Raw genomic sequence first — 22,183 nt, forward strand, 5'->3', positions numbered from 1 at the left:
GCTTACCGCTTCAGGAAGCGCACGGCCTTATCCGGGAAGTCGGTAAACAGACCGTCCACGCCCGCTTGGTTATAGAGCGCGTCGTACAGCTCGTCCACGTTATCCACCCAGCCGGGCAGCTGGTCGGCCCGCACGGTATAGGGATGCACGACCAGGCCATTCTGATGAGCCTCCTTCACCATCGGCGTAAAGTGAACCGCGCCTTTGGTCGAGCCGTTGGCAATCAGCATATGATAATCAGGGCCGATGCCGTCGACGTGACGGGCCAGCGTTTTCATCGCGCCCGGTTGCAGCATCCAGTCATAGCTGTAGTTCACCCATTTCCCGTCTTGCTGCTCCTGCGTCTCTTTTGAGTCCGTTTCGGTGATCAGCTGCACCAGTTTGACGTCCATGCCTCTTTGCGGCTCCAGCTCCGTTTTAATGCGTTTGAGTTCGTTATGGTCAAAGCATTGCAGGTAGACGTTGTCGCTTTTCGAGCTATAGCCGTACTGCTTAAGCACATCCAGTACCCTGGCGGAGATATCTTTGCCTTCCTGGCGGTGAAACCACGGCGCTTTAATTTCGGTGTAGATGCCGATATTTTTGCCCGTCGAGTGGTTCAGGCCCTGAATAAATTCAATCTCTTCGGCAAAGGTATGCACGTGGAAGTCCGATTTGCCCATCGGGAAACGCTGCGGATAAGTCTGCACTTTCTTACCGTCTTTTAGCGTAAAGCCTTCCGTAAACTTCAGCCCCTTGATTTCGGCCAGCGTAAAGTCGATGGCATAGTAACGCCCATCCTTTCTGGCGCGGTCGGGATAGCGTTCCGCCACGTCCGTTACGCGATCCAGATAGTGATCGTGCAGCACCACCAGCCGATCGTCGCGGGTCATCACCAGATCCTGCTCAAGGAAGTCGGATCCCTGCGCGTAAGCCATCGCTTTGGCGGGCAGCGAGTGTTCCGGGAGGTAGCCGCTCGCGCCACGATGGGCAATTACAATCTTGTGTGTTTCCGCGGCCACTGTACCGAACGAAGCGCCCAGCAGCAGCATAGCTATAAGCTTTTTCATTGCGTTGCCCCTTTTTTGTGCCTGTGTTCGTTCAGCATGGTGATAACCAGCAGGATAACGGCCAGCACGCCGCCGCCGATCATCACGATAAAGCCGCCGTCCCAGCCGAAGTAATCTACGGTGTAGCCGACAATAGCGCTGGCGGCCACCGAGCCGCCAAGATAGCCGAACAGCCCGGTGAAGCCCGCCGCCGTTCCCGCGGCTTTCTTCGGCGCCAGCTCCAGGGCGTGCAGCCCAATCAGCATTACTGGCCCATAAATCAGAAAGCCGATCACGATCATGCAGGTAATATCCACGCCCGGATTGCCGGGAGGATTCAGCCAGTAAACCACGGTGGCGATCGTCACCAGCACCATAAAAAAGACGCCGGTCGCGCCACGATTGCCTCTGAACACCTTATCGGACATCCAGCCGCACAGCAGCGTGCCGGGAATGCCGGCGTACTCATAAAGAAAGTAGGCCCAGGAGGATTTATCCAGCGTAAAGTGCTTCACCTCTTTTAAATAGGTCGGTGACCAGTCGAGAATGCCGTAGCGCAGCAGATAGACAAACACGTTGGCCAGCGCGATATACCAGAGCAGCCGGTTGGGCAGTACGTACTGCATAAAAATTTGCCTGGCGGTCAGCTCCTCTTCCTGGCTTTTATCATAGTCGGGCGGATAGTCGTTTTTATACTCTTCAATCGGCGGCAGACCGCAGGATTGCGGCGTGTCGCGCATTAACGCAAAGGCGATGACGGCCACCAGAATGGCGGCGAAAGCGGGCATATAAAGCGACGCTTTCCAGTCGTTAAACCAGTACATGCCCAGCAGAAACAGCAGCGGAGGCAGGCCGCCGCCGACGTTGTGCGCGCAGTTCCAGACGGAAACGATGCCGCCGCGCTCCTTGTGCGACCACCAGTGCACCATAGTGCGTCCACAGGGCGGCCAGCCCATGCCCTGGAACCAGCCGCATAAAAACAGCAGCACGAACATCACGGTAATGCTGGAGGTGGCCCAGGGAACGAATCCCATAAACAACATGACCGCCGCCGCCAGAATTAAACCGGCGGGCAAAAAGTAGCGTGGATTCGAGCGATCGGAAACGGATCCCATAATAAATTTAGAAAATCCGTAGGCGATGGAAATACCTGAAAGGGCAAAGCCTAAATCCCCTCGAGAAAAACCCTGCTCGATCAGCGAAGGCATCGCCAGCGCAAAATTTTTCCGCACCAGATAATAGGCCGCATAGCCGAAGAAAATACCAAAAAATATCTGCCAGCGTAATTTACGATAAAGCGGATCGATTTCGCTGGTGTCAACGCGCGTTCGATGCGACGCAGGTTTAAAAACAGATAACATAACAGCCTCCAATGGCAATTTATATTCGTTTTTTTCGTCGTGCAGCAACAGATAAACGCGATCCGTAGCGGAAGGAGCCTAAAAGAAAACGCGCGGCCTCGCTGTGAAGAAGAACCCAAAGGTTACATTTTTATGACAATCAAACGAATTATGCGGCACGCTTCTCTGAATGCTTTTAGCCATGCCGGCAAGGAGTGTGAGCAGGCTCACTCAAACGGCAGGATAAAAACAGGAGAGTACATTTTGCAATCAGATGTCAACCAGATATTTCCCCGCGTCCACGCCGATTTCGCTACACTGTGCGCACTTTTCACCAGCGAGTTTTTATCGTGATCTTACTGATAATCACCACTATCCTGTGGGCCTTTTCGTTCAGCCTGATCGGCGAATATCTGGCAGGCCAGGTCGACAGCGTCTTTTCCGTGCTGATCCGTCTGCTGCTGGCCGCCGTGGTTTTCCTGCCGTTTCTGCGCTGGCGCGGCTATCGGCCATCAACGCTGCTGCTCTATATGGGCGTAGGCGCGCTGCAGCTGGGTATTATGTATCTGTTCAGCTTTGAGGCTTACCTCTACCTCAGCGTTTCCGAGCTGCTGCTGTTTACGGTGATGACGCCGCTCTATATCACCCTGATTTATGACCTGATGAGCGGAAGAGGCGTGCGCCCCGGCTATGCACTGAGCGCGCTGCTGGCGGTGGCGGGCGCGGCGATTATTCGCTACGACAAGGTCAGCGACCACTTCTGGTTTGGCCTGCTGCTGGTGCAGCTTGCCAACCTTTGCTTTGCCGTTGGCATGGTGGGTTACAAGCGCCTGCAGGAAACGCGTCCGATGCCGCAGCACGCCGCCTTTTCCTGGTTTTATATGGGCGCGGCGCTCGTCGCGATTATCGCCTGGTGCCTGTGGGGCAATCCGCAGAAGCTGCCGACCACCACGCTACAGTGGAGCATCCTGATCTGGCTGGGCGTGGCGGCTTCCGGGCTGGGTTACTTTATGTGGAACTACGGCGCGACGCAGGTTGATGCCGGCACGCTGGGCATTATGAATAATATGCACGTGCCCGCCGGATTGCTGGTTAACCTTGCAATCTGGCAGCAGCAGCCGCACTGGCCGAGCTTTATCGTTGGCGCAGCGGTAATTTTCGCCTCGCTATGGGTACACCGACACTGGGTGATCAAAAAATAGCACGACGATAAAAAGCGGGGCGCGACACGCCCTGCTTAACGCCTTTGCCTGGCTCGTTAGTGAACCAGGTGCGGCCGTGATTTACTGACCAGCAGATTCACATTCGTTTTACTGGTTTTGCCAATACGGCTACCGCTATCTTCCCCCGCTGTCGTTACCTGCCCGGTGCTATAACTCAGCGCTGACGGGGAAAGCAGCCTATAAATTTTAGAAAATAGCGTGCCGAAAATAGTTTTGGTAGTGTCGTGGTTTTTACCTGCGCTGCTGATAGTTGCGCTCTCATAATATATCTTCTTTCATGGTTCGCTATATTTACAATGTGTAAATATCAGGCGGATATTATGAGGAGTGACTTGCCCTGTAAAGGCAGGAAGGGAATATAAATAATGCATTTTTTGATAGCGTTTTAAATAGCAGGCAGCCCGAAGGCTGCACTAATATTTAAGCTTTTTTAACAGGGGCAGGGCGTAATTTCATTGTCATTCCCTTCAGGAAATTCCTTAAAATCTGATCGCCGCATTCACGGTAATTTTTATGCCCTGGCTTTCGGAAAATAGCGCCAATTTCAGACTGGCCCACGGCGAAGTCCGCCAGCTTAAGCACGTCAATAATATCCGTGGTTTTTAAATCGAAAGCGATGCGCAGTTTTTTAATAATAATATTATTCGTCATCTTGCGTTCGACAGAAGGCTCAGGCGCATCTTCGCTTTTGCCACGGCGCTGAAAAATCAGCCCGTTCAGGAAATAGCCCATTACCACGTCAGGACAGGCGCGAAAGCCCGCTTCGTCTTCTTTTTTCAGGAAGCTTTGCATTTCCGCTTCGCTGACTTCACTTTCCGCCAGCGCCAGGATGCCAACCATCTGAGCATCGCTCAGGCTCAGCATGTAGCGCACGCTGCGCAAAACGTCATTATTGGTCATAAAAATCTCATTGGTTCAGGATCGTTGGCCGCATTATAGAGACAAATGGCGCTGGATAAAGGAATACCGTCAGCAAAAAGGCAGGCGGCCAGCGCGTTATAAAGGCACGGCTGCGCTAAAAGGGCCACCGCGCAAAAGCGATCGCCCGTACTGGCCGCTCAGGAATGATGCAAAGAGGTCGGCAGCGGCGTGCCCGGCGCGGAAGCGTCCCTGACCAGCGGCAGATGCTCGCAGGCGTGCTGGCGGGCGGAGCGGATAAAAGCTTCGACTACTGCCTGACGCTGCTCGCCGTCGCGCACGGCGGCATATAAACGGCTCCATAAACCCTGGCCGAGCGTTTTGGTCACCACCAGCCCCTGATGCTCAAAGCTTTCCACAACCCAGTGCGGCAGGGCGGCGATGCCCATGCCCGCGGACACCATCTGGATCAGCAGCAGCGTATTATCCACGCTTTTTAACGCCGGGCTGACGCCTGCGGGCTGCAAGAAATGCCGCCAGATATCCAGGCGCTGCCGCTGCACCGGATAAATCATCAGCACTTCGCTGGCCAGATCTTCCGGTGAAATATGATCAACCTGCGCCAGCGGATGGTCGGGCGCCAGCACCAGGCGAACTTCAAAATCAAACATCGGCGAATAGAACAGCCCGCTGCGCGGCAAAATATCGGAGGTGAGCACCACGTCCAGCTCCCCCTGTTGAAGCGCGGGCTGGGGATCGAAAGTCACCCCGGATTTAAAATCCATCACCACCTGCGGCCAGCTCTGACGGAAGTTGCTCAACGCTGGCGTCAGCCATTGAATACAGCTGTGGCACTCGATAGCGATACGCAGCGTGGCCTGATGCGGTTCGTGGCAGGCCTGTAGAGCGTGCTGGATCTGCGGCAGCACCTGCTCGGCAAGCTGCAGCAAAATTTCGCCCTGCGGCGTAAAGCGCAGCGGTTGGCTTTTACGCACAAACAGGCGGAAGCCCAGGCGCTGCTCCAGATCGCTGAACTGATGGGACAGGGCCGACTGCGTCTGATGAAGCTGAGCGGCGGCGGCGGCCAGCGAACCGCTGTTGCGCAGCGCTTGCAGCGTCCGCAGGTGTTTGAGTTCGATCATGAGAGTCCTTCACATCGACAATGAACAATTTGCGCTTGTGGTGAATACAGTACCTGCGGATTATAGATGTGTAAACATCTGGACGTCTAAAAGCCCGATTGCCACGACAGCGGGCGGTAACTGAGGAACGCATTGATGACTATTCTGAACCATACGCTCGGCTTCCCCCGCGTTGGCCTGCGTCGCGAACTAAAAAAAGCACAGGAAAGCTACTGGGCGGGCAACAGCACGCAGGAAGCGCTGCTGGCGGTAGGCCGTGAACTGCGCGCCCGCCACTGGGAACAGCAGAAACAGGCTGGGGTAGACTATGTGCCGGTCGGCGATTTCGCCTGGTACGATCATGTGCTGACTACCAGCCTGCTGCTGGGCAACGTGCCTGCCCGTCATCAAAATAAAGATGGCTCTGTCGATCTGGATACGTTGTTCCGTCTGGGCCGTGGCCGTGCGCCGACCGGCGAACCTGCGGCGGCGGCTGAAATGACCAAATGGTTTAACACTAACTATCACTATATGGTGCCGGAATTTACCCGGGGGCAGCAGTTTAAGCTTAGCTGGACGCAGATCCTGGACGAAGTGGACGAAGCGCTGGCGCTGGGCCATAAAGTGAAGCCCGTGCTGCTTGGCCCGGTGACCTATCTGTGGCTGGGTAAAGTCAAGGGCGAGCCGTTCGACCGTCTGAGCCTGTTAACCGAAATTCTGCCGGTTTACCAGCAGGTGCTGAGCGAGCTGGCGAAGCGCGATATCGAATGGGTGCAGATCGACGAGCCTGCGCTGGTGCTGGAGCTGCCGCAGGCGTGGCTCAACGCCTTTAAACCGGCTTACGAGGCGCTGCAAGGGCAAACCAAACTGCTGCTGACCACCTACTTTGACAGCGTCGGCACCAACCTGGACGCTATCGTTAAGCTGCCGGTTCAGGGTCTGCATGTTGATTTGGTACACGGCAAGGACGATATCGCCGCGCTGAACGCTAAAGTGCCGGCCGACTGGTTGCTTTCCGTCGGCGTAATCAACGGCCGTAACGTGTGGCGCGCCGATCTCAGCAGCTGGTTTGAGCGTTTACAGCCGCTGGTCGGCAAGCGTCAGCGGCTATGGATCGGCTCTTCCTGCTCGTTGCTGCACAGCCCCATCGATTTAAGTACCGAAACCCGCCTGGATGAAGAAGTAAAAAGCTGGTTCGCCTTTGCGCTACAGAAATGCCAGGAGCTGGCGCTGTTGAGCCATGCGTTAAACCACAATGACGCGCGGTCGCTGGAAGCCTGGAGCGCGCCCATCCGCGCCCGCCGGGACTCTGCGCGCGTGCATAACGAGGCCGTCAGCAAACGGCTGGCCGCTATCACCGCGAAAGACAGCGAGCGCCACAGCAGCTATAAGGCGCGTGCCGAAGCCCAGCGCCAGCGCTTTCAGCTGCCGGCCTGGCCGACCACCACTATCGGCTCTTTCCCGCAGACCACCGAAATCCGTGGCCTGCGCCTGGATTTCAAACAGGGGCGTCTGGACGGAAAGAGCTACCGCACCGGCATTGCTGAACATATCAAACAGGCGATCGTGGAGCAGGAGCGGCTGGGGCTGGACGTGCTGGTTCACGGCGAGGCGGAGCGCAACGACATGGTGGAATACTTCGGCGAAAACCTGGACGGCTTTGCCTTTACGCAAAACGGCTGGGTACAGAGCTACGGCTCCCGCTGCGTGAAGCCGCCGGTGATTATCGGTGACGTCAGTCGGCCGGAAGCGATCACCGTCGAGTGGGCGAAATACGCGCAGTCGCTGACCGACAAGCCGGTAAAAGGGATGCTGACCGGCCCGGTAACCATTCTTTGCTGGTCTTTCCCTCGTGAGGACGTGTCGCGTGAAACCATCGCCAGGCAGATCGCGCTGGCGCTGCGGGACGAAGTGGCCGATCTGGAAAAAGCCGGTATCGGCATTATCCAGATTGATGAGCCGGCGCTGCGTGAAGGCCTGCCGCTGCGGCGGTCAGAGTGGGCTGCCTATCTGGAGTGGGCCGTAGACGCGTTCCGCCTGAACGCCGCCGTGGCGCAGGATGCTACCCAAATCCACACCCATATGTGCTATTGCGAATTCAACGACATCATGGATTCTATCGCCGCGCTGGATGCGGATGTGATCACCATCGAAACCTCACGTTCTGATATGGAACTGCTGGAATCGTTCGAGGAATTTGACTATCCGAACGAAATCGGCCCGGGCGTTTACGACATTCACTCGCCAAACGTGCCAAGCGTGGCATGGATAGAGGCGCTGCTGCTGAAAGCGGCGAAGCGTATTCCGGTGGAGCGTTTATGGGTGAACCCGGACTGCGGCCTGAAAACGCGCGGCTGGCCGGAAACCCGTCAGGCGCTGGCTAATATGGTGGAGGCGGCCCGCAATCTTCGCAAAGCCGCTGTCTGATGGTGGTGTTGCCCGTGGGCCTCTCTTTTATTAATGACATTTAGCGGCGTTTGGAATGTACGGGCGATGAAGCTGGCACTGTGCCCGCCGCGAGGGTGGCATAAAAAAAGCCCGCCGATTGAGGCGGGCTCAGACTGCTGACAAACCTAAATAGCGGATGCATCCTGGTGTTTCTTACAGCAACCCAGCTGTTTCACAGTGGCAGAGGCTGAGCGGATAAGCGGACCGTTTTCGCGCATGGACGCGCGAAACGAGCCTACATGGACGTATCTACGGCGTGTCCGTGTTCCGATCTGCCTCTGCCGCTTTTCATCAATCTGCAAGCGGCCTAAGTTTGAGTTTGTCAGCAACCTCAGCCCGCCGATTGAGGCGGGCCTGAGCGTTAGCTGACGCCGTGCTGCCTGAACCAGGCCAGCATTCGCTGCCAGCCGTCTTTGGCCGACTCTTCGTGATAGCTGGGACGATAATCGGCGTTAAACGCGTGCCCGGCCTCGGGATAAACCACGATTTCCGATTTGGCGTTCGCCGCCCGCAGCGCCTGACGCATGGTTTCCACGCTCGCCAACGGAATGCCGTCATCCTGCGCGCCGTACAGCCCCAATACCGGCGCGTTCAGGTCAACTGCGACGTCAACCGGGTGCTTCTGCTGCTGCAAGGTTTTATCGCCTGTCAGCTTGCCATACCAGGCAACGCCCGCTTTCAGCTGAGGATTGTGCGCGGCGTAGAGCCAGGTTATCCGGCCGCCCCAGCAAAAGCCGGTAATGGCCATATTGCGCATATCGCCGCCGTGGCGCGATGCCCAGTTGGCTACGTGATCCAGGTCCGCCAGCACCTGGCTATCCGGCACCTTGCTGACCAGCTCTTTAAACAGCGTGGGAATATCATCGTACTCGGCGGGATCGCCCTCGCGAAAATAGAGTTCGGGCGCGACGGCCAGATAGCCTTCGGTCGCCAGGCGACGGCAGATATCGCGAATATGCTCGTGCACGCCAAAAATTTCCTGCACGACCAGCACCACCGGTAGCGGGCCATCGGCCTGACGCGGTCTGGCGTGGAAAGCAGGCATATTCTCGCCCTGCGTTGGAATTGACGTTTCGCCGGAAACGATGTCGGCGCTGTCGGTAATGATGGTGGTCGATGCGGCAGGTGAAACCGCAGGAGCGAATCCCTTATTGCTCAATGTTTGAGTCGGATTATCGTCGCTTTTCATTGTCCTCTCCATACATGCAGTAGCGCAATCAGCTAACTATAGCCAGGATTACGTTTCGATCGGGTGAAGGTCAGCCTGTCATCTTCGACGGCGTTATCGGTTTCCGACAGCGCGATTCGTGCGGGAAGGCTTTTTTGTGTGATTACCGTCACGATTCAATAGACTCCAAATGTAACTTTCATTACTCAGAGTGAATTTACTCACATAAATTCACACAGCTTTGCGCTACTGTAAGCGCTTCATCGCCTTTTAATTACAGGATCTTGTCATGGCACAGTCAGACGTTTTTCACCTGGGTTTAACCAAAGCCGATCTTCAGGGCGCCACCCTTGCCATTGTGCCAGGCGACCCCGAGCGCGTTAAAAAGATTGCCGCGCTGATGGATAATCCGGTTCATCTGGCGTCGCACCGCGAATTCACCACCTGGCGCGCCGACATTGACGGCAAGGCCGTTATCGTCTGTTCAACCGGTATCGGCGGCCCTTCCACCTCCATCGCGGTAGAAGAGCTGGCGCAGCTGGGCATCCGTACTTTTCTGCGCGTAGGTACAACTGGCGCTATCCAGCCTGACATCAGCGTGGGCGACGTGCTGGTAACCACCGGCTCTGTGCGTCTGGATGGTGCGAGTCTGCACTTTGCGCCGCTGGAATTCCCGGCGGTGGCCGATTTTACCTGCACCACCGCGCTGGTCGAAGCGGCGAAAGCGCTTGGCGCGACCACGCATATCGGCGTCACCGCGTCTTCCGACACTTTTTATCCGGGACAGGAGCGTTACGACACCTTTTCTGGCCGCGTAGTGAGCCGTTTCCAGAACTCCATGAAAGAGTGGCAGCAAATGGGCGTGCTGAACTACGAAATGGAATCCGCCACGCTGCTGACCATGTGCGCCAGCCAGGGCCTGCGTGCCGGCATGGTGGCGGGCGTGATTGTGAACCGCACCCAGCAGGAAATTCCCGATGCGGAAACCATGAAGAAAACCGAAAGCGATGCGGTGCGTATCGTGGTTGAGGCGGCGCGCCGTCTGATCTAGACGTTGAGATCGGCCTCGCTAACCTCTGGCCTGGCCGTTGAGACCAGTTTCGCTAACTTCTTCAGCCTTCATTAAGGGAGCGCGGCTCCCTTAATGGCTTCGCCCTAGCGCTACCCACGGTAAATTTTTCGAGCCGTCTCTGACATCCTGATGAAAACCTCCTCGATCCCGTTACATCGCGCTTTTTAACTCGACATTGCCACGGCCTGCCCTTACCTTTTCTGCCAGAGAAGCCTGGACGGGAGAAGGCGCGTGGATGCAATAATCGGTTACGGCATTGGCTCAGGCCTGGCGGGCGCGCTGGTCGGCTGGCTTATCGCCTGGTATCACAGCCAGCAGCGCGCGGCGCACCAGGAAACGGAGCGCAGGCTGCTGCAACAGGCCAGCGAGCAGCTGAAGCAGGAGCGCGATCGCCTGACGCAGCAACAGAGCCAGCAGCAGCAGGCGCAAAAACAGCAGGAGCTGGAGCTGCGTCAGCTGCACGGCACGCTCGCCGCTACCCAGGAGAAACTCACCCAGCTTGACCACTGGCGCGGCGAGGCCGAACAGCTGGCGCGCGAACTGCGCACCCAGCTGGAGATCAACAGCGCCCAGGAGGCGGAACTGCGCGAGGTCACCATTCGGCTTGAAGAGAGCAGAATGGCGGCGGAAGAGAAGCAGCGCCTGCTGGTCAACAGCGAACAGCGGCTGAACGCGCAGTTTGAACACCTTGCCAACCGTATTTTCGAACACAGCAACCGCCGTGTCGATGAGCAGAACCGCCAGAGCCTGGACGGGCTGCTCTCGCCGCTGCGCGAACAGCTGGAAGGGTTTCGTCGCCAGGTTCAGGAAGGCTTCGGCCAGGAGGCGCGCGAGCGCCATACGCTTTCTCATGAAATCCGCAATCTGCAACAGCTCAATGCCCAAATGGCGCAGGAAGCGATTAACCTGACCAAGGCCCTGAAGGGCGACAATAAAATGCAGGGAAACTGGGGCGAAGTCGTGCTCAGCCGCGTGCTGGAAGCCTCCGGCCTGCGGGAAGGGCACGAATATGAAACCCAGGTCAATATTCAGCTGGAGCATAACGCCCGTATGCAGCCGGACGTGATTGTGCGTCTGCCGCAGGGCAAAGACGTGGTGATCGACGCGAAGATGACGCTGGTGGCTTACGAACGCTATTTCAACGGCGAAGATGAAGCCACGCGCGAAACGGCCATCGGCGAGCACGTTGCGGCCATTCGCAGCCATATCCGCCTGCTGAGCCGCAAAGATTATCAGCAGCTGCCCGGCCTGCGATCGCTGGACTACGTACTGATGTTTATTCCGGTCGAACCCGCTTTTCTGGTCGCTATTGACCGTCAGCCGGAACTGATCAACGAGGCGCTGGGTCAAAACATCATGCTGGTCAGCCCCACCACGTTGCTGGTGGCGCTACGTACCATCAATAACCTGTGGCGCTACGAGCACCAAAGCCGTCATGCCCAGCGCATCGCCGACAGAGCGGCTAAGCTCTATGACAAAATGCGCCTGTTTGTCGACGACATGTCGGCAATGGGGCAAAGCCTCGATAAGGCCAGCGAAAGCTATCGTCAGGCCATGAAGAAGCTGGCGGAAGGGCGGGGCAACCTGATCGCGCAGACGGAAAGTTTTCGGCAGCTGGGCGTGGCCATCAAGCGGCCTATTAACCCCCGCCTGGTCGCGCAGGCGATGCCGGATGAGGCTGACGAGCAAGAGAACGAAGATGAGGAAGATGTCGCGTATCTGGCGACGCAAACCGGGCCAGGCGCGGCCCGAGTTAATGAATAACCCGCAAGGCTGTGCCTGGCCTGCGGGACTCTGATACACTTGGCAGATAACTGATTGCAGAGCAGGCAAAACAAATGGCAGATGAATCAAAGGATACCACGCACTTCGGCTTTCGCACGGTAGCGAAAAGCGACAAAGCTGAAATGGTGGCTGATGTTTTCCATTCCGTTGCGGCCAAATATGACCTGATGAACGATCTGATGTCGTTCGGCATCCACCGTGTCTGGAAACGTTTTACTATCGATTGCAGCGGCGTGCGTCGCGGACAGCGCGTCCTGGATCTGGCCGGCGGTACCGGCGATCTGACCGCTAAATTCTCTCGCCTGGTAGGTGAAACGGGTGAAGTGGTGCTGGCGGATATCAACAGCTCCATGCTGAAAGTAGGCCGTGAGAAACTGCGTAACAACGGGATTATCGGCAACGTGAACTACGTGCAGGCTAACGCCGAAGCGCTGCCGTTCCCGGACAATCATTTCGACTGCATCACTATCGCTTTCGGCCTGCGTAACGTCACCGAAAAAGAGAAGGCGCTGGCCTCGATGTTCCGCGTGCTGAAGCCGGGCGGACGCCTGCTGGTGCTGGAGTTTTCCAAACCGCTGCTGGAGCCGCTAAGCAAGGCGTATGACGCCTACTCATTCCACGTGCTGCCGCGTATCGGCGAGCTGGTGGCGAAAGATTCCGAAAGCTACCGCTATCTGGCCGAATCTATCCGAATGCATCCGGATCAGGATACGTTAAAGCAGATGATGGATGATGTCGGCTTCGAGAATACTACCTATCACAATCTTACCGGTGGCATCGTTGCGCTGCACCGCGGATTCAAGTTCTGAACAGGATAGCGAATGACCTTAACGCCGCTGTTAACCGCAGGGCTGGAAACGGCGCTCAATCAGATCCTTTATCGCGATCGCGGCCTGAAAGCCGCGCGTCAGCGTCTTAACGGCCGCAGCCTGGCCATTGAGCTGGCCGAGCTGAAGCAGCCGCTGATCTTTATCTTCAGCGACCAACAGGTCGATGTGCTGGGCGACTGGTGCGACACGCCGGACTGCAAGGTGAAAACCCGTCTGGCGACGCTGCGCAAGCTGCGCGATCGTCAGCAGTTAACCAGCCTGATCCGCAGCGGCGAGCTGGAGGTTGAGGGCGATCTACAGGTCGTCCAGCAGTTCTCCGCGCTGATCGATCTGGCCGAGCTTGACCCTGCCGAATATCTCGCGCCCTGGATTGGCGATATTGCCGCTCAGGGCATCAGCCAGGCCGCCCGTCGCGGGTTGCAGCTGGTGCGCGGCAATCTTGACCGTAAACAGAGCTACCTTGGTCAGGCGCTGACGGAAGAGTGGCGCCTGGCGCCGGGCGGCCTGGAGCTTGCCTGGTTTGCTGAAGAAGTCGACGCCGCCGCTCGCGAGCTGGCTGCGCTGGAAACCCGCCTTAAACAACTGGAGGGCAAATGACCCTCGGAGAAATACGTCGTCTCTATTTTATTATCCGTATCTTTTTGAGCTATGGACTGGATGAGCTAATCCCGAAAACCCGGCTGGCGCTGCCGCTGCGCCTGTGGCGCCGGACGCTGTTCTGGATGCCTAATTTGCACAAAGAGCGTCAGCTTGGCGAGCGTATCAGGTTAGCCATGGAGCAGCTTGGCCCGGTGTGGATCAAATTTGGTCAGATGATGTCCACGCGACGCGATCTTTTTCCGCCGCATATCGCCGATCAGCTGGCGATGCTGCAGGACAAGGTCGCGCCTTTCGATGGCGTACAGGCGAAAAAACAGATTGAGATGTCGCTTGGCTGCAAGGTGGAAACCCTGTTTGATGACTTTGTGATCACGCCGCTTGCTTCCGCTTCCATCGCGCAGGTACACACCGCCACGCTGAAGGAAAACGGCAGGGAAGTGGTCATTAAGGTTATTCGTCCGGATATCCTGCCGGTGATCAAAGCCGATATGAAGCTGATCAACCGCATGGCGGCCTGGGTGCCTCGCCTGTTACCGGACGGGCGCCGCCTGCGTCCGCAGGAAGTGGTGGCCGATTACGAAAAAACGCTGATAGACGAACTGAACCTGCTGCGCGAAGCGGCTAACGCCATTCAGCTGCGCCGTAATTTCGAAGGCAGCAACATGCTTTACGTGCCGGAAATATATTCCGACTACTGTAGCGAAACCATGCTGGTGATGGAGCGCATTTACGGCATTCCAATCTCCGATGTGGTGCAGCTCGAACAGCGCGGCGTCAACATGAAGCTGCTGGCCGAGCGCGGCGTGCAGGTCTTCTTTACCCAGGTGTTCCGCGACAGCTTTTTCCACGCCGATATGCATCCGGGCAACATTTTTGTCAGCTATGAGCATCCTGAAGATCCGCAATATATCGGTATCGACTGCGGTATCGTTGGCTCGCTGAATAAAGAAGATAAGCGGTATCTGGCGGAGAACTTTATCGCCTTCTTCAACCGCGATTACCGCAAGGTTGCCGAGCTGCACGTTGATTCCGGCTGGGTGCCGGCGGATACCAACGTAGAGGATTTCGAGTTCGCTATTCGTACCGTTTGCGAACCGATTTTTGAAAAGCCGCTGGCGGAAATCTCCTTCGGTCACGTGCTGCTGAACCTCTTTAATACGGCGCGCCGCTTCAACATGGAAGTGCAGCCTCAGCTGGTGCTGTTACAGAAAACTCTACTGTATGTGGAAGGCGTTGGACGACAGCTTTATCCGCAGCTCGACCTGTGGAAAACCGCCAAGCCGTTCCTGGAAGACTGGATCAAAGATCAGATTGGCATTCCGGCTATCGTGCGCGCGCTGAAAGAAAAAGCGCCGTTCTGGGCGGAAAAACTGCCGGAGCTGCCGGAGCTGGTTTACGAAAGCCTGAAGCGACACAAGCATCTGCAGCACAGCGTCGATAAGCTTTCTTACGATCTGCGCAACGACCGGGTGCGGCATCATCAGTCGCGCTATCTGTTCGGTATTGGCGCCACGCTGCTGTTGAGCGGCACGGCTATTCTGCTGACCAGACCGCAGTGGGATTTGCTGTCGGCGGTTATGGTCGCTGGCGGTCTGGTAAGCTGGCTGGTCGGCTGGCGTAAAACCGACTGACTGTCATGAAAGGTAAAGAGGGGCTGGCAGCGCTTTGCGCGCGGTCAGCCCGGCTTATATACTGCGAAACCTGCATTAACTGACATCTGAGGCAAAATTATGGGCGGTATTAGTATCTGGCAATTGTTAATTATTGCCGTAATCGTTGTGCTGCTCTTCGGCACGAAGAAACTGCGCGGGCTGGGTTCCGATCTCGGTTCATCAATCAAAGGCTTTAAAAAAGCCATGAGTGACGATGACGAAAAGCCAAAAACACATGCCGACGATGCTGATTTTAAAGCCACTCTGGCCGACAAACAGCACGCAGAAGCGAAGAAAGAAGACGTTAAGAACGACAAGGTGTAAGCCGTGTTCGACATAGGTTTTAGTGAACTGATTCTGGTGTTTATTATCGGGCTGGTAGTGCTGGGTCCGCAGCGTTTGCCGGTTGCGGTAAAAACCGTGGTCGGCTGGATCCGCGCGCTGCGCTCGCTGGCGGCTAATGTGCAAAACGAACTGGCGCAGGAGCTGAAACTCCAGGAGCTGCAGGACAGCCTGAAGAAGGTGGAAGAGGCCAGTAAAAACAGCCTGTCGCCGGAGCTGAAAGCCTCGATGGAAGAGCTGAAGCAGTCGGCGGAATCCATGAAGCGTACCTATCTGGGCGAGAACGAAAAAGCGGACGACGAAGCTAACACTATCCACAATCCGCTGGTGAAAAACGCCGAGGATTCTCATGAAGGCGTGACGCCTGCTGCGGCCGATCATCAGGCCAGCGCCCCGGCGCAGGCGCCAGAGGCAGCAACCAGTGCAGCGCCACAGCCTGCGGTGCAGCAGGAACAGCATACGCCAGTCGTGCATGTTTCGCCTGCGGCGAGCGATATGGCAGCAGCGCACTCTGCTACGGTTCGCGTTGCTGAGCCAGCCGCAAGCGGTGTAGCCCAGGTTGCTGAAACTGTTTCGCCTGTCGCAAGCGATGCGGCTGTAGCACCGTCCGCTGCGGTTCACGTTGCCGAACCTGCCACAAGCGGGGTAGCCCAGGTCGCTGAACCTGCTTCGTCTGCTGCAAGCGATGCGGCCGTAGCAAAATCCGCGACGGCCAGGGCTGCTGAAGCGCCTGCCGCCGCCAGCGCGCCTTATGAAACCGCCGCCGGAAAGCCGGACGCCGCGTCGAATACGGCGCCTGCCGCCGCGCCTGAAAAGCCAAAGGCCGTTAAAGACGAAGCGCCGACGCTTTCCAGCCGTGCGCCTGTTTCCACCACCCAACCGGATGAACGCTAAACATGGCTGTTGAAGATACCCAACCGCTTATCAGCCATCTGATTGAGCTGCGTAAGCGCCTGCTGAACTGCATTATCGCCGTGGTGGCGATTTTCCTTTGCCTGGCGTACTTTTCCAACGATATTTATCAGCTGGTTTCCGCGCCGCTGATCGAGCAGATGCCAGCGGGCGCCAGCATGATCGCGACCGACGTGGCTTCGCCTTTTTTCGCGCCGGTCAAGCTGACCATGATCGTTTCCGTCTTCCTTGCGGTACCGGTGATCCTTTACCAAATCTGGGCCTTTATCGCGCCCGCGCTTTACCGCCACGAACGCAGGCTGGTGGTGCCGCTGCTGATTTCCAGTTCATTCCTATTCTATATAGGGATGGCTTTCGCCTACTTTGTTGTCTTCCCGTTGGCCTTTGGGTTCTTCGCTAAAACCGCGCCGCACGGCGTGCAGATCGCTACCGATATCAATAACTATCTCGATTTCGTAATGGCGTTGTTTATGGCGTTTGGCGTCTCTTTCGAGGTGCCGATTGCTATCGTGCTGCTGTGCTGGACCGGTGTGACCACGCCGGAGGAACTGAAGGCGAAGCGGCCTTATGTTCTGGTCGGCGCTTTTATCGTAGGTATGCTGTTGACGCCGCCGGATGTGCTTTCCCAGACGCTGCTGGCCATTCCGATGTACTGCCTGTTTGAGGTCGGCGTGTTCTTCTCCCGTTTCTATACCGGATTACGGCGGGAAGAGAGTGACCAGGAGACGGAGTAGCCGCGAAGGCCTGCCCACATTAAAAAATAACCGCCCGTAAGGGCGGTTACTGTTTGGAACACGCTATGTTTGATATTGGGGTCAATCTGACCAGCACGCAGTTCGCCAAAGATCGCGACAAGGTTGTAAAACGCGCCGTTGATGCGGGCGTCACCGGCATTCTGATTACCGGCACCAACGCGCTGGAGAGCCAGCAGGCGCAGAGCCTGGCGAAACGTCGTTCCGGCTACTGCTGGTCTACGGCAGGCGTTCATCCGCATCACGCCAGCGAATGGTCGGCGGAAACGGCCGCCACCTTAAGAAGGCTGGCGGAAAGCCCGGAAGTGGCGGCGATTGGCGAGTGCGGGCTGGATTTCAACCGCAACATCTGCGGGCCGGAACAGCAGGCTTACGCCTTTAATGCTCAGCTTGAGCTGGCGGCCGATCTGCAGCTGCCCGTTTTTCTGCACTGCCGCGAAGCGCACGATCGCTTTCTCGCTATCCTGACGCCCTGGCTGCCAAAGCTGCCCGGCGCGGTCGTACACTGTTTTACCGGCACGAAAGCGGAGCTGGAAGCCTGTCTGGCTGCCGGGCTTTATATCGGCATTACGGGATGGGTGTGCGATGAACGTCGCGGACTTGAGCTGCGCGAGCTGATGCCGCTTATTCCTGCTGACAGGCTGCTGCTGGAAACGGACGCGCCTTATTTGCTGCCGCGCGACATGCGTCCCCGTCCTGCATCGCGACGTAACGAGCCGTGCTTTTTGCCGCATATCGTGGAACAGGTCGCGCTACTGCGCGGCGAAGAGGCGGCTACCCTGGGGCAGCAGTGCGACAGCAATGCGCGAGCGCTTTTCCGTCTGAACGCGCAGTAGCCTCAGAGTTTCTGGAACTGCCGATTGTCCAGGCTGCGGACGATCTGCTTATTCAGCAGGTTAAGCAGCAGCATAGAACGCGCCTCGCCGTCCGGCTCGGTAAAAATTGCCTTCAGGCCTTCGAAAGCGCCAGCGGTAATCAATACTCTGTCGCCGGGCTGCGGTAGCGTCGGTGCGGGCAGCGTTACCGTCGCCTGCGTTTGCAGCGCTTCGATCACGTCCTGCGGCACGGTCGCGGGCAGATTGCCGAAGCGAACGAAATGGCTGACGCCGCGCGTGGCGCTGATGGTCGTGGTATGAATCGCTTCCGGATCGAACTCAATAAAAAGGTAGTTCGGGAACAGCGGCTCATTTACCTGAGTACGCTTGCCGCGCACCAGTTTCTCTAAGGCAATCATGGGGCTGAGACAATGCACCGCCTGGCGCTCAAGATGTTCTTTCGCGCGGGTAAGCTGGCCACGTTTGCAATAAAGTAAATACCAGGATTCCATAACGTCACTTTGCAATTACAGGGTCGCTAAGAATAACAAAAATAGCGTGATAGTTATAGCAACATGCAGGCCAGAAGGCGCCTGAAATCGCGATGAATGAACGGACAGCGTTAAGCATAAAGCTTATTAACTGTAGTTATCAGCGGATCGGTTGATGAGTCGGGATGCCGGAAGAAAAAATTTTTGGCGGTCGCAGCGTGAGCGCGCCGACCTCCTGCCGCGAAAAACTAAGCACGAGAGCTTAATCCTCCCTATAATGGCCGATTCACTGACCGTATTGATGAGAAGTCATGAAATACCACGACCTACGCGACTTCCTTTCCCTGCTGGAGCAGCGCGGGGAATTAAAACGCATTAAGCAAGAGATCGATCCCGATCTTGAAATGACCGAAATTGCCGATCGCACTCTGCGAGCCGGCGGGCCGGCGCTGCTGTTTGAAAACCCCAAAGGCTATAATATGCCGGTGCTGTGCAACCTTTTCGGCACGCCGGATCGCGTTGCGCTGGGCATGGGCCAGGAAGACGTGAAGGCGCTGCGTGAAGTGGGCCGCCTGCTCGCCTTTTTGAAAGAGCCGGAACCGCCGCGCGGTTTTCGCGACTTTTTCGACAAAATGCCGCAGTGGAAGCAGGTGCTGAATATGCCGACGAAGCGCCTGCGCGACGCGCCGTGCCAGCAGCAAATCTGGCAGGGCGATGAAGTCGATCTGAGCCGCATTCCGGTGATGAAGTGCTGGCCGGAAGATGCCGCGCCGCTGATCACCTGGGGCCTGACGGTTACGCGCGGCCCGCACAAAGAGCGGCAGAACCTGGGCATCTATCGCCAGCAGGTTATTGGTAAGAACAAACTCATTATGCGCTGGCTGTCGCATCGCGGCGGCGCGCTGGATTTCCAGGAGTGGACGCAGCAGCATCCCGGCGAGCGCTTCCCGGTCTCCGTCGCGCTGGGCGCCGATCCCGCCACCATTTTGGGCGCGGTCACGCCGGTTCCCGATACGCTTTCTGAATATGCTTTTGCGGGACTGCTGCGCGGCACCAAAACCGAAGTCGTGAAGTGCGTCTCCAACGATCTGGAAGTGCCGGCCAGCGCGGAAATCGTGCTGGAAGGCTATATCGAGGCGGGCGAAGTGGCGCCGGAAGGGCCGTATGGCGACCATACCGGCTACTATAATGAAGTCGATAACTTCCCGGTGTTTACCGTAACGCACATTACGCAGCGCCGCGACGCCATCTATCATTCCACCTATACCGGGCGTCCGCCGGATGAGCCAGCCGTGCTTGGCGTGGCGCTGAATGAAGTCTTCGTGCCGATCCTGCAAAAGCAGTTCCCGGAAATCGTCGATTTTTATCTGCCGCCGGAAGGTTGTTCTTATCGTCTGGCGATCGTTACGATGAAAAAGCAGTACGCAGGCCATGCCAAGCGGGTGATGATGGGCGTTTGGTCATTTTTGCGCCAGTTTATGTACACTAAGTTTGTTATCGTATGTGACGACGATGTGAACGCGCGCGACTGGAACGACGTTATCTGGGCCATTACCACCCGGATGGATCCGGCCAGGGATACGGTGCTGGTAGAGAACACGCCTATCGACTACCTGGATTTCGCTTCGCCGGTTTCCGGGTTAGGCTCGAAAATGGGCCTGGACGCCACCAACAAGTGGCCCGGAGAAACCCAGCGCGAATGGGGCCGCCCTATTCGCAAAGATCCCGCCGTCACCGCGCGCATTGATGCCATATGGGACGAGTTAGGCATCTTCAGTGAGTCGCCCACGCGCAAAAACGCGCCCGGCAAATAATCGACCCGACAGAGGGAACGCATGACAACGTTAAGCTGTAAAGTGATCTCGGTAGAGGCGATAACCGATACCGTTTACCGAGTCCGTATGGTGCCGGAAGCCGATTTCAGCTTCCGGGCCGGTCAGTATCTGATGGTAGTGATGGACGAGCGCGACAAACGCCCGTTCTCGCTGGCTTCCACGCCGATGGAAAAAGAGATTATTGAGCTGCATATTGGCGCTTCGGAACTCAATCTCTACGCGATGGCGGTGATGGAACGGATCCAGGAGCAGCGCAGCATTACCGTGGATATTCCGCACGGCGACGCGTGGCTGCGTGAAGAGAGCGACCGTCCGCTGATCCTGATTGCGGGCGGCACGGGCTTCTCCTACGCCCGTTCGATCCTGCTGACCGCGCTGGCGCAGCGGCCGGAGCGTCATATCGAAATTTACTGGGGCGGCCGTGAACTGAAGCACCTCTACGATATGGACGAACTGGAAGCGCTGGCGGTGAAGCACCCGAACCTGAAGGTGATCCCGGTGGTGGAACAGCCTGAGCCGGGCTGGGAAGGGCGTAGCGGCACCGTGCTGACGGCGGTTATGAACGACCACCGCAGCCTGGCCGAGTACGAGATCTATATCGCGGGCCGTTTTGAAATGGCGAAAATCGCGCGCGAACGCTTCTGTGCCGAGCGCGAGGCGAAAGCGGAACAGATGTTTGGCGACGCCTTCGCCTTTATCTGAGCCGGAACGATTGCGTAAAAAAGCCGCCCGTCACGGGCGGCTGCATCAAACCCTTTCCAGTACGGTAGCGATGCCCTGTCCCAAACCGATACACATGGTCGCCAGACCAAACTGTGCGTCGCGTCGCTCCATCAGGTTCAACAACGTCGTGGCGATCCGCGCGCCGGAACAGCCCAGCGGATGACCCAGCGCGATAGCGCCGCCGTTCAGATTGATTTTGTTATCCAGCTCCTCCATCAATCCCAGCTCCTTAATACACGGCAGCACCTGCGCGGCGAACGCTTCGTTCATCTCAAACAGATCGATATCGCTGACGTTCAGTCCTGCTTTCTTCAGCGCCAGCCGGGAGGCGGGCACCGGGCCAAAGCCCATAATCGACGGATCGCAGCCGACCACTGCCATCGAGCGGATCCGCGCCCGCGCTTTCAGGCCTAGCTCGCGAGCGCGTGATTCGCTCATCAGCAGCATCGCCGCCGCGCCGTCGGAGAGCGCCGAGGAGCTGCCCGCCGTTACCGTGCCGTTAACCGGATCGAAGGCGGGCTTCAGCGCGGCCAGACCCGCTGTGGTGGTATCGGGACGGATCACTTCATCAAAATCATAGCGCTTGAGCACGCCGTCGCCGTCATGGCCACTGGTCGCGACGATCTCCGCAGCAAAGTGACCCGCCTGCGTGGCGGCCCAGGCGCGCTGGTGCGAGCGGGCGGCAAATTCATCCTGCCTTTCCCGACCGATCTGGTGCATACGCGCCAGCATTTCCGCCGTCAGGCCCATCATGCCGGCGGCTTTCGCCACGGTTTTGCTCAGGCCGGGATGAAAATCGACGCCGTGGCTCATCGGCACGTGGCCCATATGCTCCACGCCGCCCACCAGGCAGGCGCTGGCGTCGCCAACCATGATGGCGCGCGCGGCATCGTGCATTGCCTGCATCGAGGAGCCGCAAAGGCGGTTGACGGTGGTAGCGGGCACCCGATGCGGGATTTCCGCCAGCAGGGCGGCATTACGGGCGATGTTAAAACCCTGCTCCAGCGTTTGCTGCACGCAGCCCCAGTAAATATCATCCAGGCTTGCCGCCGCCAGCGCCGGGTTGCGGCTCAGCAGCGAGCGCATCAGATGCGCCGAAAGATCTTCCGCCCGGACATGGCGAAAAGCGCCGCCTTTGGAGCGGCCCATCGGCGTGCGGATGGCATCAACAATTACGACTTTTTCCAT

19 protein-coding genes and 1 pseudogene are annotated in these 22,183 nt (G+C 57.5%); 13 read left to right on the top strand and 7 right to left on the bottom strand.

Going from position 1 to position 22,183, the window contains the following annotated elements; translation table 11 throughout:
- Positions 1–2: 2 nt before the first annotated feature.
- Positions 3–1,031 (bottom strand): glycerophosphodiester phosphodiesterase, encoded by a 1,029-nt coding sequence (gene glpQ, locus QZH36_RS20810; protein WP_370735045.1) that lies wholly within the window; start codon positions 1,029–1,031, stop codon positions 3–5.
- A gap of 14 nt (positions 1,032–1,045) precedes the next feature.
- A complete protein-coding gene (glpT, locus tag QZH36_RS20815) occupies positions 1,046–2,389 on the bottom strand; it encodes a glycerol-3-phosphate transporter (protein ID WP_301731028.1) in 1,344 nt (447 codons plus the stop codon).
- Positions 2,390–2,718: 329 nt separating this feature from the next.
- On the opposite strand from glpT, the gene QZH36_RS20820 reads away from it, so the two are divergent.
- Complete coding sequence (locus QZH36_RS20820) at positions 2,719–3,570, top strand: carboxylate/amino acid/amine transporter (protein ID WP_253457272.1); 852 nt, start codon at positions 2,719–2,721, stop codon at positions 3,568–3,570.
- Between the two features lie 441 nt (positions 3,571–4,011).
- Here the strand turns inward: QZH36_RS20820 and QZH36_RS20825 are convergent, their stop codons facing one another.
- Both QZH36_RS20825 and metR read right to left on the bottom strand, forming a co-directional pair.
- Positions 4,012–4,491, bottom strand: a complete 480-nt coding sequence (locus QZH36_RS20825) for a YehS family protein (protein WP_301253051.1) — start codon at positions 4,489–4,491, stop codon at positions 4,012–4,014.
- A 158-nt stretch (positions 4,492–4,649) separates the two neighbouring features.
- Positions 4,650–5,591 carry an HTH-type transcriptional regulator MetR gene (gene metR, locus QZH36_RS20830; protein WP_253457277.1) on the bottom strand — a complete coding sequence of 314 codons (942 nt, stop codon included), beginning with the start codon at positions 5,589–5,591 and terminating at the stop codon, positions 4,650–4,652.
- Positions 5,592–5,726: 135 nt separating this feature from the next.
- On the opposite strand from metR, the gene metE reads away from it, so the two are divergent.
- The gene (gene metE / locus QZH36_RS20835; protein ID WP_301731031.1) at positions 5,727–7,997 is read left to right on the top strand and encodes a 5-methyltetrahydropteroyltriglutamate--homocysteine S-methyltransferase; all 2,271 of its coding nucleotides are present in this window, start codon (positions 5,727–5,729) and stop codon (positions 7,995–7,997) included.
- A gap of 382 nt (positions 7,998–8,379) precedes the next feature.
- Here the strand turns inward: metE and QZH36_RS20840 are convergent, their stop codons facing one another.
- Positions 8,380–9,207: a dienelactone hydrolase family protein gene (locus QZH36_RS20840; protein WP_253457283.1), complete on the bottom strand. Its 828-nt coding sequence runs from the start codon at positions 9,205–9,207 to the stop codon at positions 8,380–8,382.
- Positions 9,208–9,475: 268 nt separating this feature from the next.
- On the opposite strand from QZH36_RS20840, the gene udp reads away from it, so the two are divergent.
- The 9 genes and pseudogenes from udp to tatD all read left to right on the top strand — a co-directional run bounded on the left by udp (position 9,476) and on the right by tatD (position 17,967).
- Positions 9,476–10,237 carry a uridine phosphorylase gene (gene udp, locus QZH36_RS20845; protein ID WP_253457286.1) on the top strand — a complete coding sequence of 254 codons (762 nt, stop codon included), beginning with the start codon at positions 9,476–9,478 and terminating at the stop codon, positions 10,235–10,237.
- Positions 10,238–10,489: 252 nt separating this feature from the next.
- Positions 10,490–12,022 carry a DNA recombination protein RmuC gene (rmuC, locus tag QZH36_RS20850; RefSeq protein WP_301253054.1) on the top strand — a complete coding sequence of 511 codons (1,533 nt, stop codon included), beginning with the start codon at positions 10,490–10,492 and terminating at the stop codon, positions 12,020–12,022.
- A 74-nt stretch (positions 12,023–12,096) separates the two neighbouring features.
- Positions 12,097–12,852: a bifunctional demethylmenaquinone methyltransferase/2-methoxy-6-polyprenyl-1,4-benzoquinol methylase UbiE gene (gene ubiE, locus QZH36_RS20855; RefSeq protein ID WP_125290686.1), complete on the top strand. Its 756-nt coding sequence runs from the start codon at positions 12,097–12,099 to the stop codon at positions 12,850–12,852.
- 12 nt (positions 12,853–12,864) lie between these two features.
- On the top strand, positions 12,865–13,470 hold the full coding sequence (gene ubiJ / locus QZH36_RS20860) for a ubiquinone biosynthesis protein UbiJ (protein ID WP_125290685.1): 606 nt from the start codon (positions 12,865–12,867) through the stop codon (positions 13,468–13,470).
- Complete coding sequence (gene ubiB, locus QZH36_RS20865) at positions 13,467–15,104, top strand: ubiquinone biosynthesis regulatory protein kinase UbiB (RefSeq protein WP_253457296.1); 1,638 nt, start codon at positions 13,467–13,469, stop codon at positions 15,102–15,104. The genes ubiJ and ubiB overlap by 4 nt, the downstream gene beginning before the upstream one ends.
- A gap of 99 nt (positions 15,105–15,203) precedes the next feature.
- Entirely contained in the window at positions 15,204–15,449 is a 246-nt protein-coding gene (tatA, locus tag QZH36_RS20870) for a Sec-independent protein translocase subunit TatA (RefSeq protein ID WP_125290683.1), read from the top strand.
- Positions 15,450–15,452: 3 nt separating this feature from the next.
- A pseudogene (gene tatB, locus QZH36_RS20875) lies at positions 15,453–15,962 on the top strand (Sec-independent protein translocase protein TatB); the annotation flags it as partial.
- A 401-nt stretch (positions 15,963–16,363) separates the two neighbouring features.
- Complete coding sequence (tatC, locus tag QZH36_RS20880) at positions 16,364–17,113, top strand: Sec-independent protein translocase subunit TatC (RefSeq protein WP_253457299.1); 750 nt, start codon at positions 16,364–16,366, stop codon at positions 17,111–17,113.
- Between the two features lie 65 nt (positions 17,114–17,178).
- Complete coding sequence (gene tatD, locus QZH36_RS20885; protein WP_253457301.1) at positions 17,179–17,967, top strand: 3'-5' ssDNA/RNA exonuclease TatD; 789 nt, start codon at positions 17,179–17,181, stop codon at positions 17,965–17,967.
- 2 nt (positions 17,968–17,969) lie between these two features.
- Here the strand turns inward: tatD and rfaH are convergent, their stop codons facing one another.
- On the bottom strand, positions 17,970–18,458 hold the full coding sequence (gene rfaH / locus QZH36_RS20890; RefSeq protein ID WP_253457303.1) for a transcription/translation regulatory transformer protein RfaH: 489 nt from the start codon (positions 18,456–18,458) through the stop codon (positions 17,970–17,972).
- 290 nt (positions 18,459–18,748) lie between these two features.
- Between rfaH and ubiD the strand changes: the two genes are divergently transcribed.
- Both ubiD and fre read left to right on the top strand, forming a co-directional pair.
- Positions 18,749–20,251, top strand: coding sequence for a 4-hydroxy-3-polyprenylbenzoate decarboxylase (gene ubiD / locus QZH36_RS20895; protein WP_253457306.1), 1,503 nt, complete (start codon positions 18,749–18,751; stop codon positions 20,249–20,251).
- A 21-nt stretch (positions 20,252–20,272) separates the two neighbouring features.
- Complete coding sequence (gene fre / locus QZH36_RS20900; protein WP_253457309.1) at positions 20,273–20,974, top strand: NAD(P)H-flavin reductase; 702 nt, start codon at positions 20,273–20,275, stop codon at positions 20,972–20,974.
- A gap of 45 nt (positions 20,975–21,019) precedes the next feature.
- Here the strand turns inward: fre and fadA are convergent, their stop codons facing one another.
- Positions 21,020–22,183 (bottom strand): acetyl-CoA C-acyltransferase FadA, encoded by a 1,164-nt coding sequence (gene fadA, locus QZH36_RS20905; RefSeq protein WP_253457311.1) that lies wholly within the window; start codon positions 22,181–22,183, stop codon positions 21,020–21,022.

This window comes from Erwinia wuhanensis (assembly GCF_030484085.1).
Classification (GTDB): Bacteria; Pseudomonadota; Gammaproteobacteria; order Enterobacterales; family Enterobacteriaceae; genus Erwinia; species Erwinia aeris.

What these genes read in the sequence shown, in the direction of transcription:
- QZH36_RS20840 (WP_253457283.1), bottom strand. Translation starts at nt 9,207, where the DNA reads ATGAAAAGCGACGATAATCCGACTCAAACATTGAGCAATAAGGGATTC.
- glpT (WP_301731028.1), bottom strand. Translation starts at nt 2,389, where the DNA reads ATGTTATCTGTTTTTAAACCTGCGTCGCATCGAACGCGCGTTGACACC.
- ubiE (WP_125290686.1), top strand. Translation starts at nt 12,097, where the DNA reads ATGGCAGATGAATCAAAGGATACCACGCACTTCGGCTTTCGCACGGTA.
- QZH36_RS20825 (WP_301253051.1), bottom strand. Translation starts at nt 4,491, where the DNA reads ATGACCAATAATGACGTTTTGCGCAGCGTGCGCTACATGCTGAGCCTG.
- tatA (WP_125290683.1), top strand. Translation starts at nt 15,204, where the DNA reads ATGGGCGGTATTAGTATCTGGCAATTGTTAATTATTGCCGTAATCGTT.
- ubiB (WP_253457296.1), top strand. Translation starts at nt 13,467, where the DNA reads ATGACCCTCGGAGAAATACGTCGTCTCTATTTTATTATCCGTATCTTT.
- tatD (WP_253457301.1), top strand. Translation starts at nt 17,179, where the DNA reads ATGTTTGATATTGGGGTCAATCTGACCAGCACGCAGTTCGCCAAAGAT.
- ubiD (WP_253457306.1), top strand. Translation starts at nt 18,749, where the DNA reads ATGAAATACCACGACCTACGCGACTTCCTTTCCCTGCTGGAGCAGCGC.
- fre (WP_253457309.1), top strand. Translation starts at nt 20,273, where the DNA reads ATGACAACGTTAAGCTGTAAAGTGATCTCGGTAGAGGCGATAACCGAT.
- metR (WP_253457277.1), bottom strand. Translation starts at nt 5,591, where the DNA reads ATGATCGAACTCAAACACCTGCGGACGCTGCAAGCGCTGCGCAACAGC.
- tatC (WP_253457299.1), top strand. Translation starts at nt 16,364, where the DNA reads ATGGCTGTTGAAGATACCCAACCGCTTATCAGCCATCTGATTGAGCTG.
- rfaH (WP_253457303.1), bottom strand. Translation starts at nt 18,458, where the DNA reads ATGGAATCCTGGTATTTACTTTATTGCAAACGTGGCCAGCTTACCCGC.
- metE (WP_301731031.1), top strand. Translation starts at nt 5,727, where the DNA reads ATGACTATTCTGAACCATACGCTCGGCTTCCCCCGCGTTGGCCTGCGT.
- glpQ (WP_370735045.1), bottom strand. Translation starts at nt 1,031, where the DNA reads ATGCTGCTGCTGGGCGCTTCGTTCGGTACAGTGGCCGCGGAAACACAC.
- udp (WP_253457286.1), top strand. Translation starts at nt 9,476, where the DNA reads ATGGCACAGTCAGACGTTTTTCACCTGGGTTTAACCAAAGCCGATCTT.
- fadA (WP_253457311.1), bottom strand. Translation starts at nt 22,183, where the DNA reads ATGGAAAAAGTCGTAATTGTTGATGCCATCCGCACGCCGATGGGCCGC.
- ubiJ (WP_125290685.1), top strand. Translation starts at nt 12,865, where the DNA reads ATGACCTTAACGCCGCTGTTAACCGCAGGGCTGGAAACGGCGCTCAAT.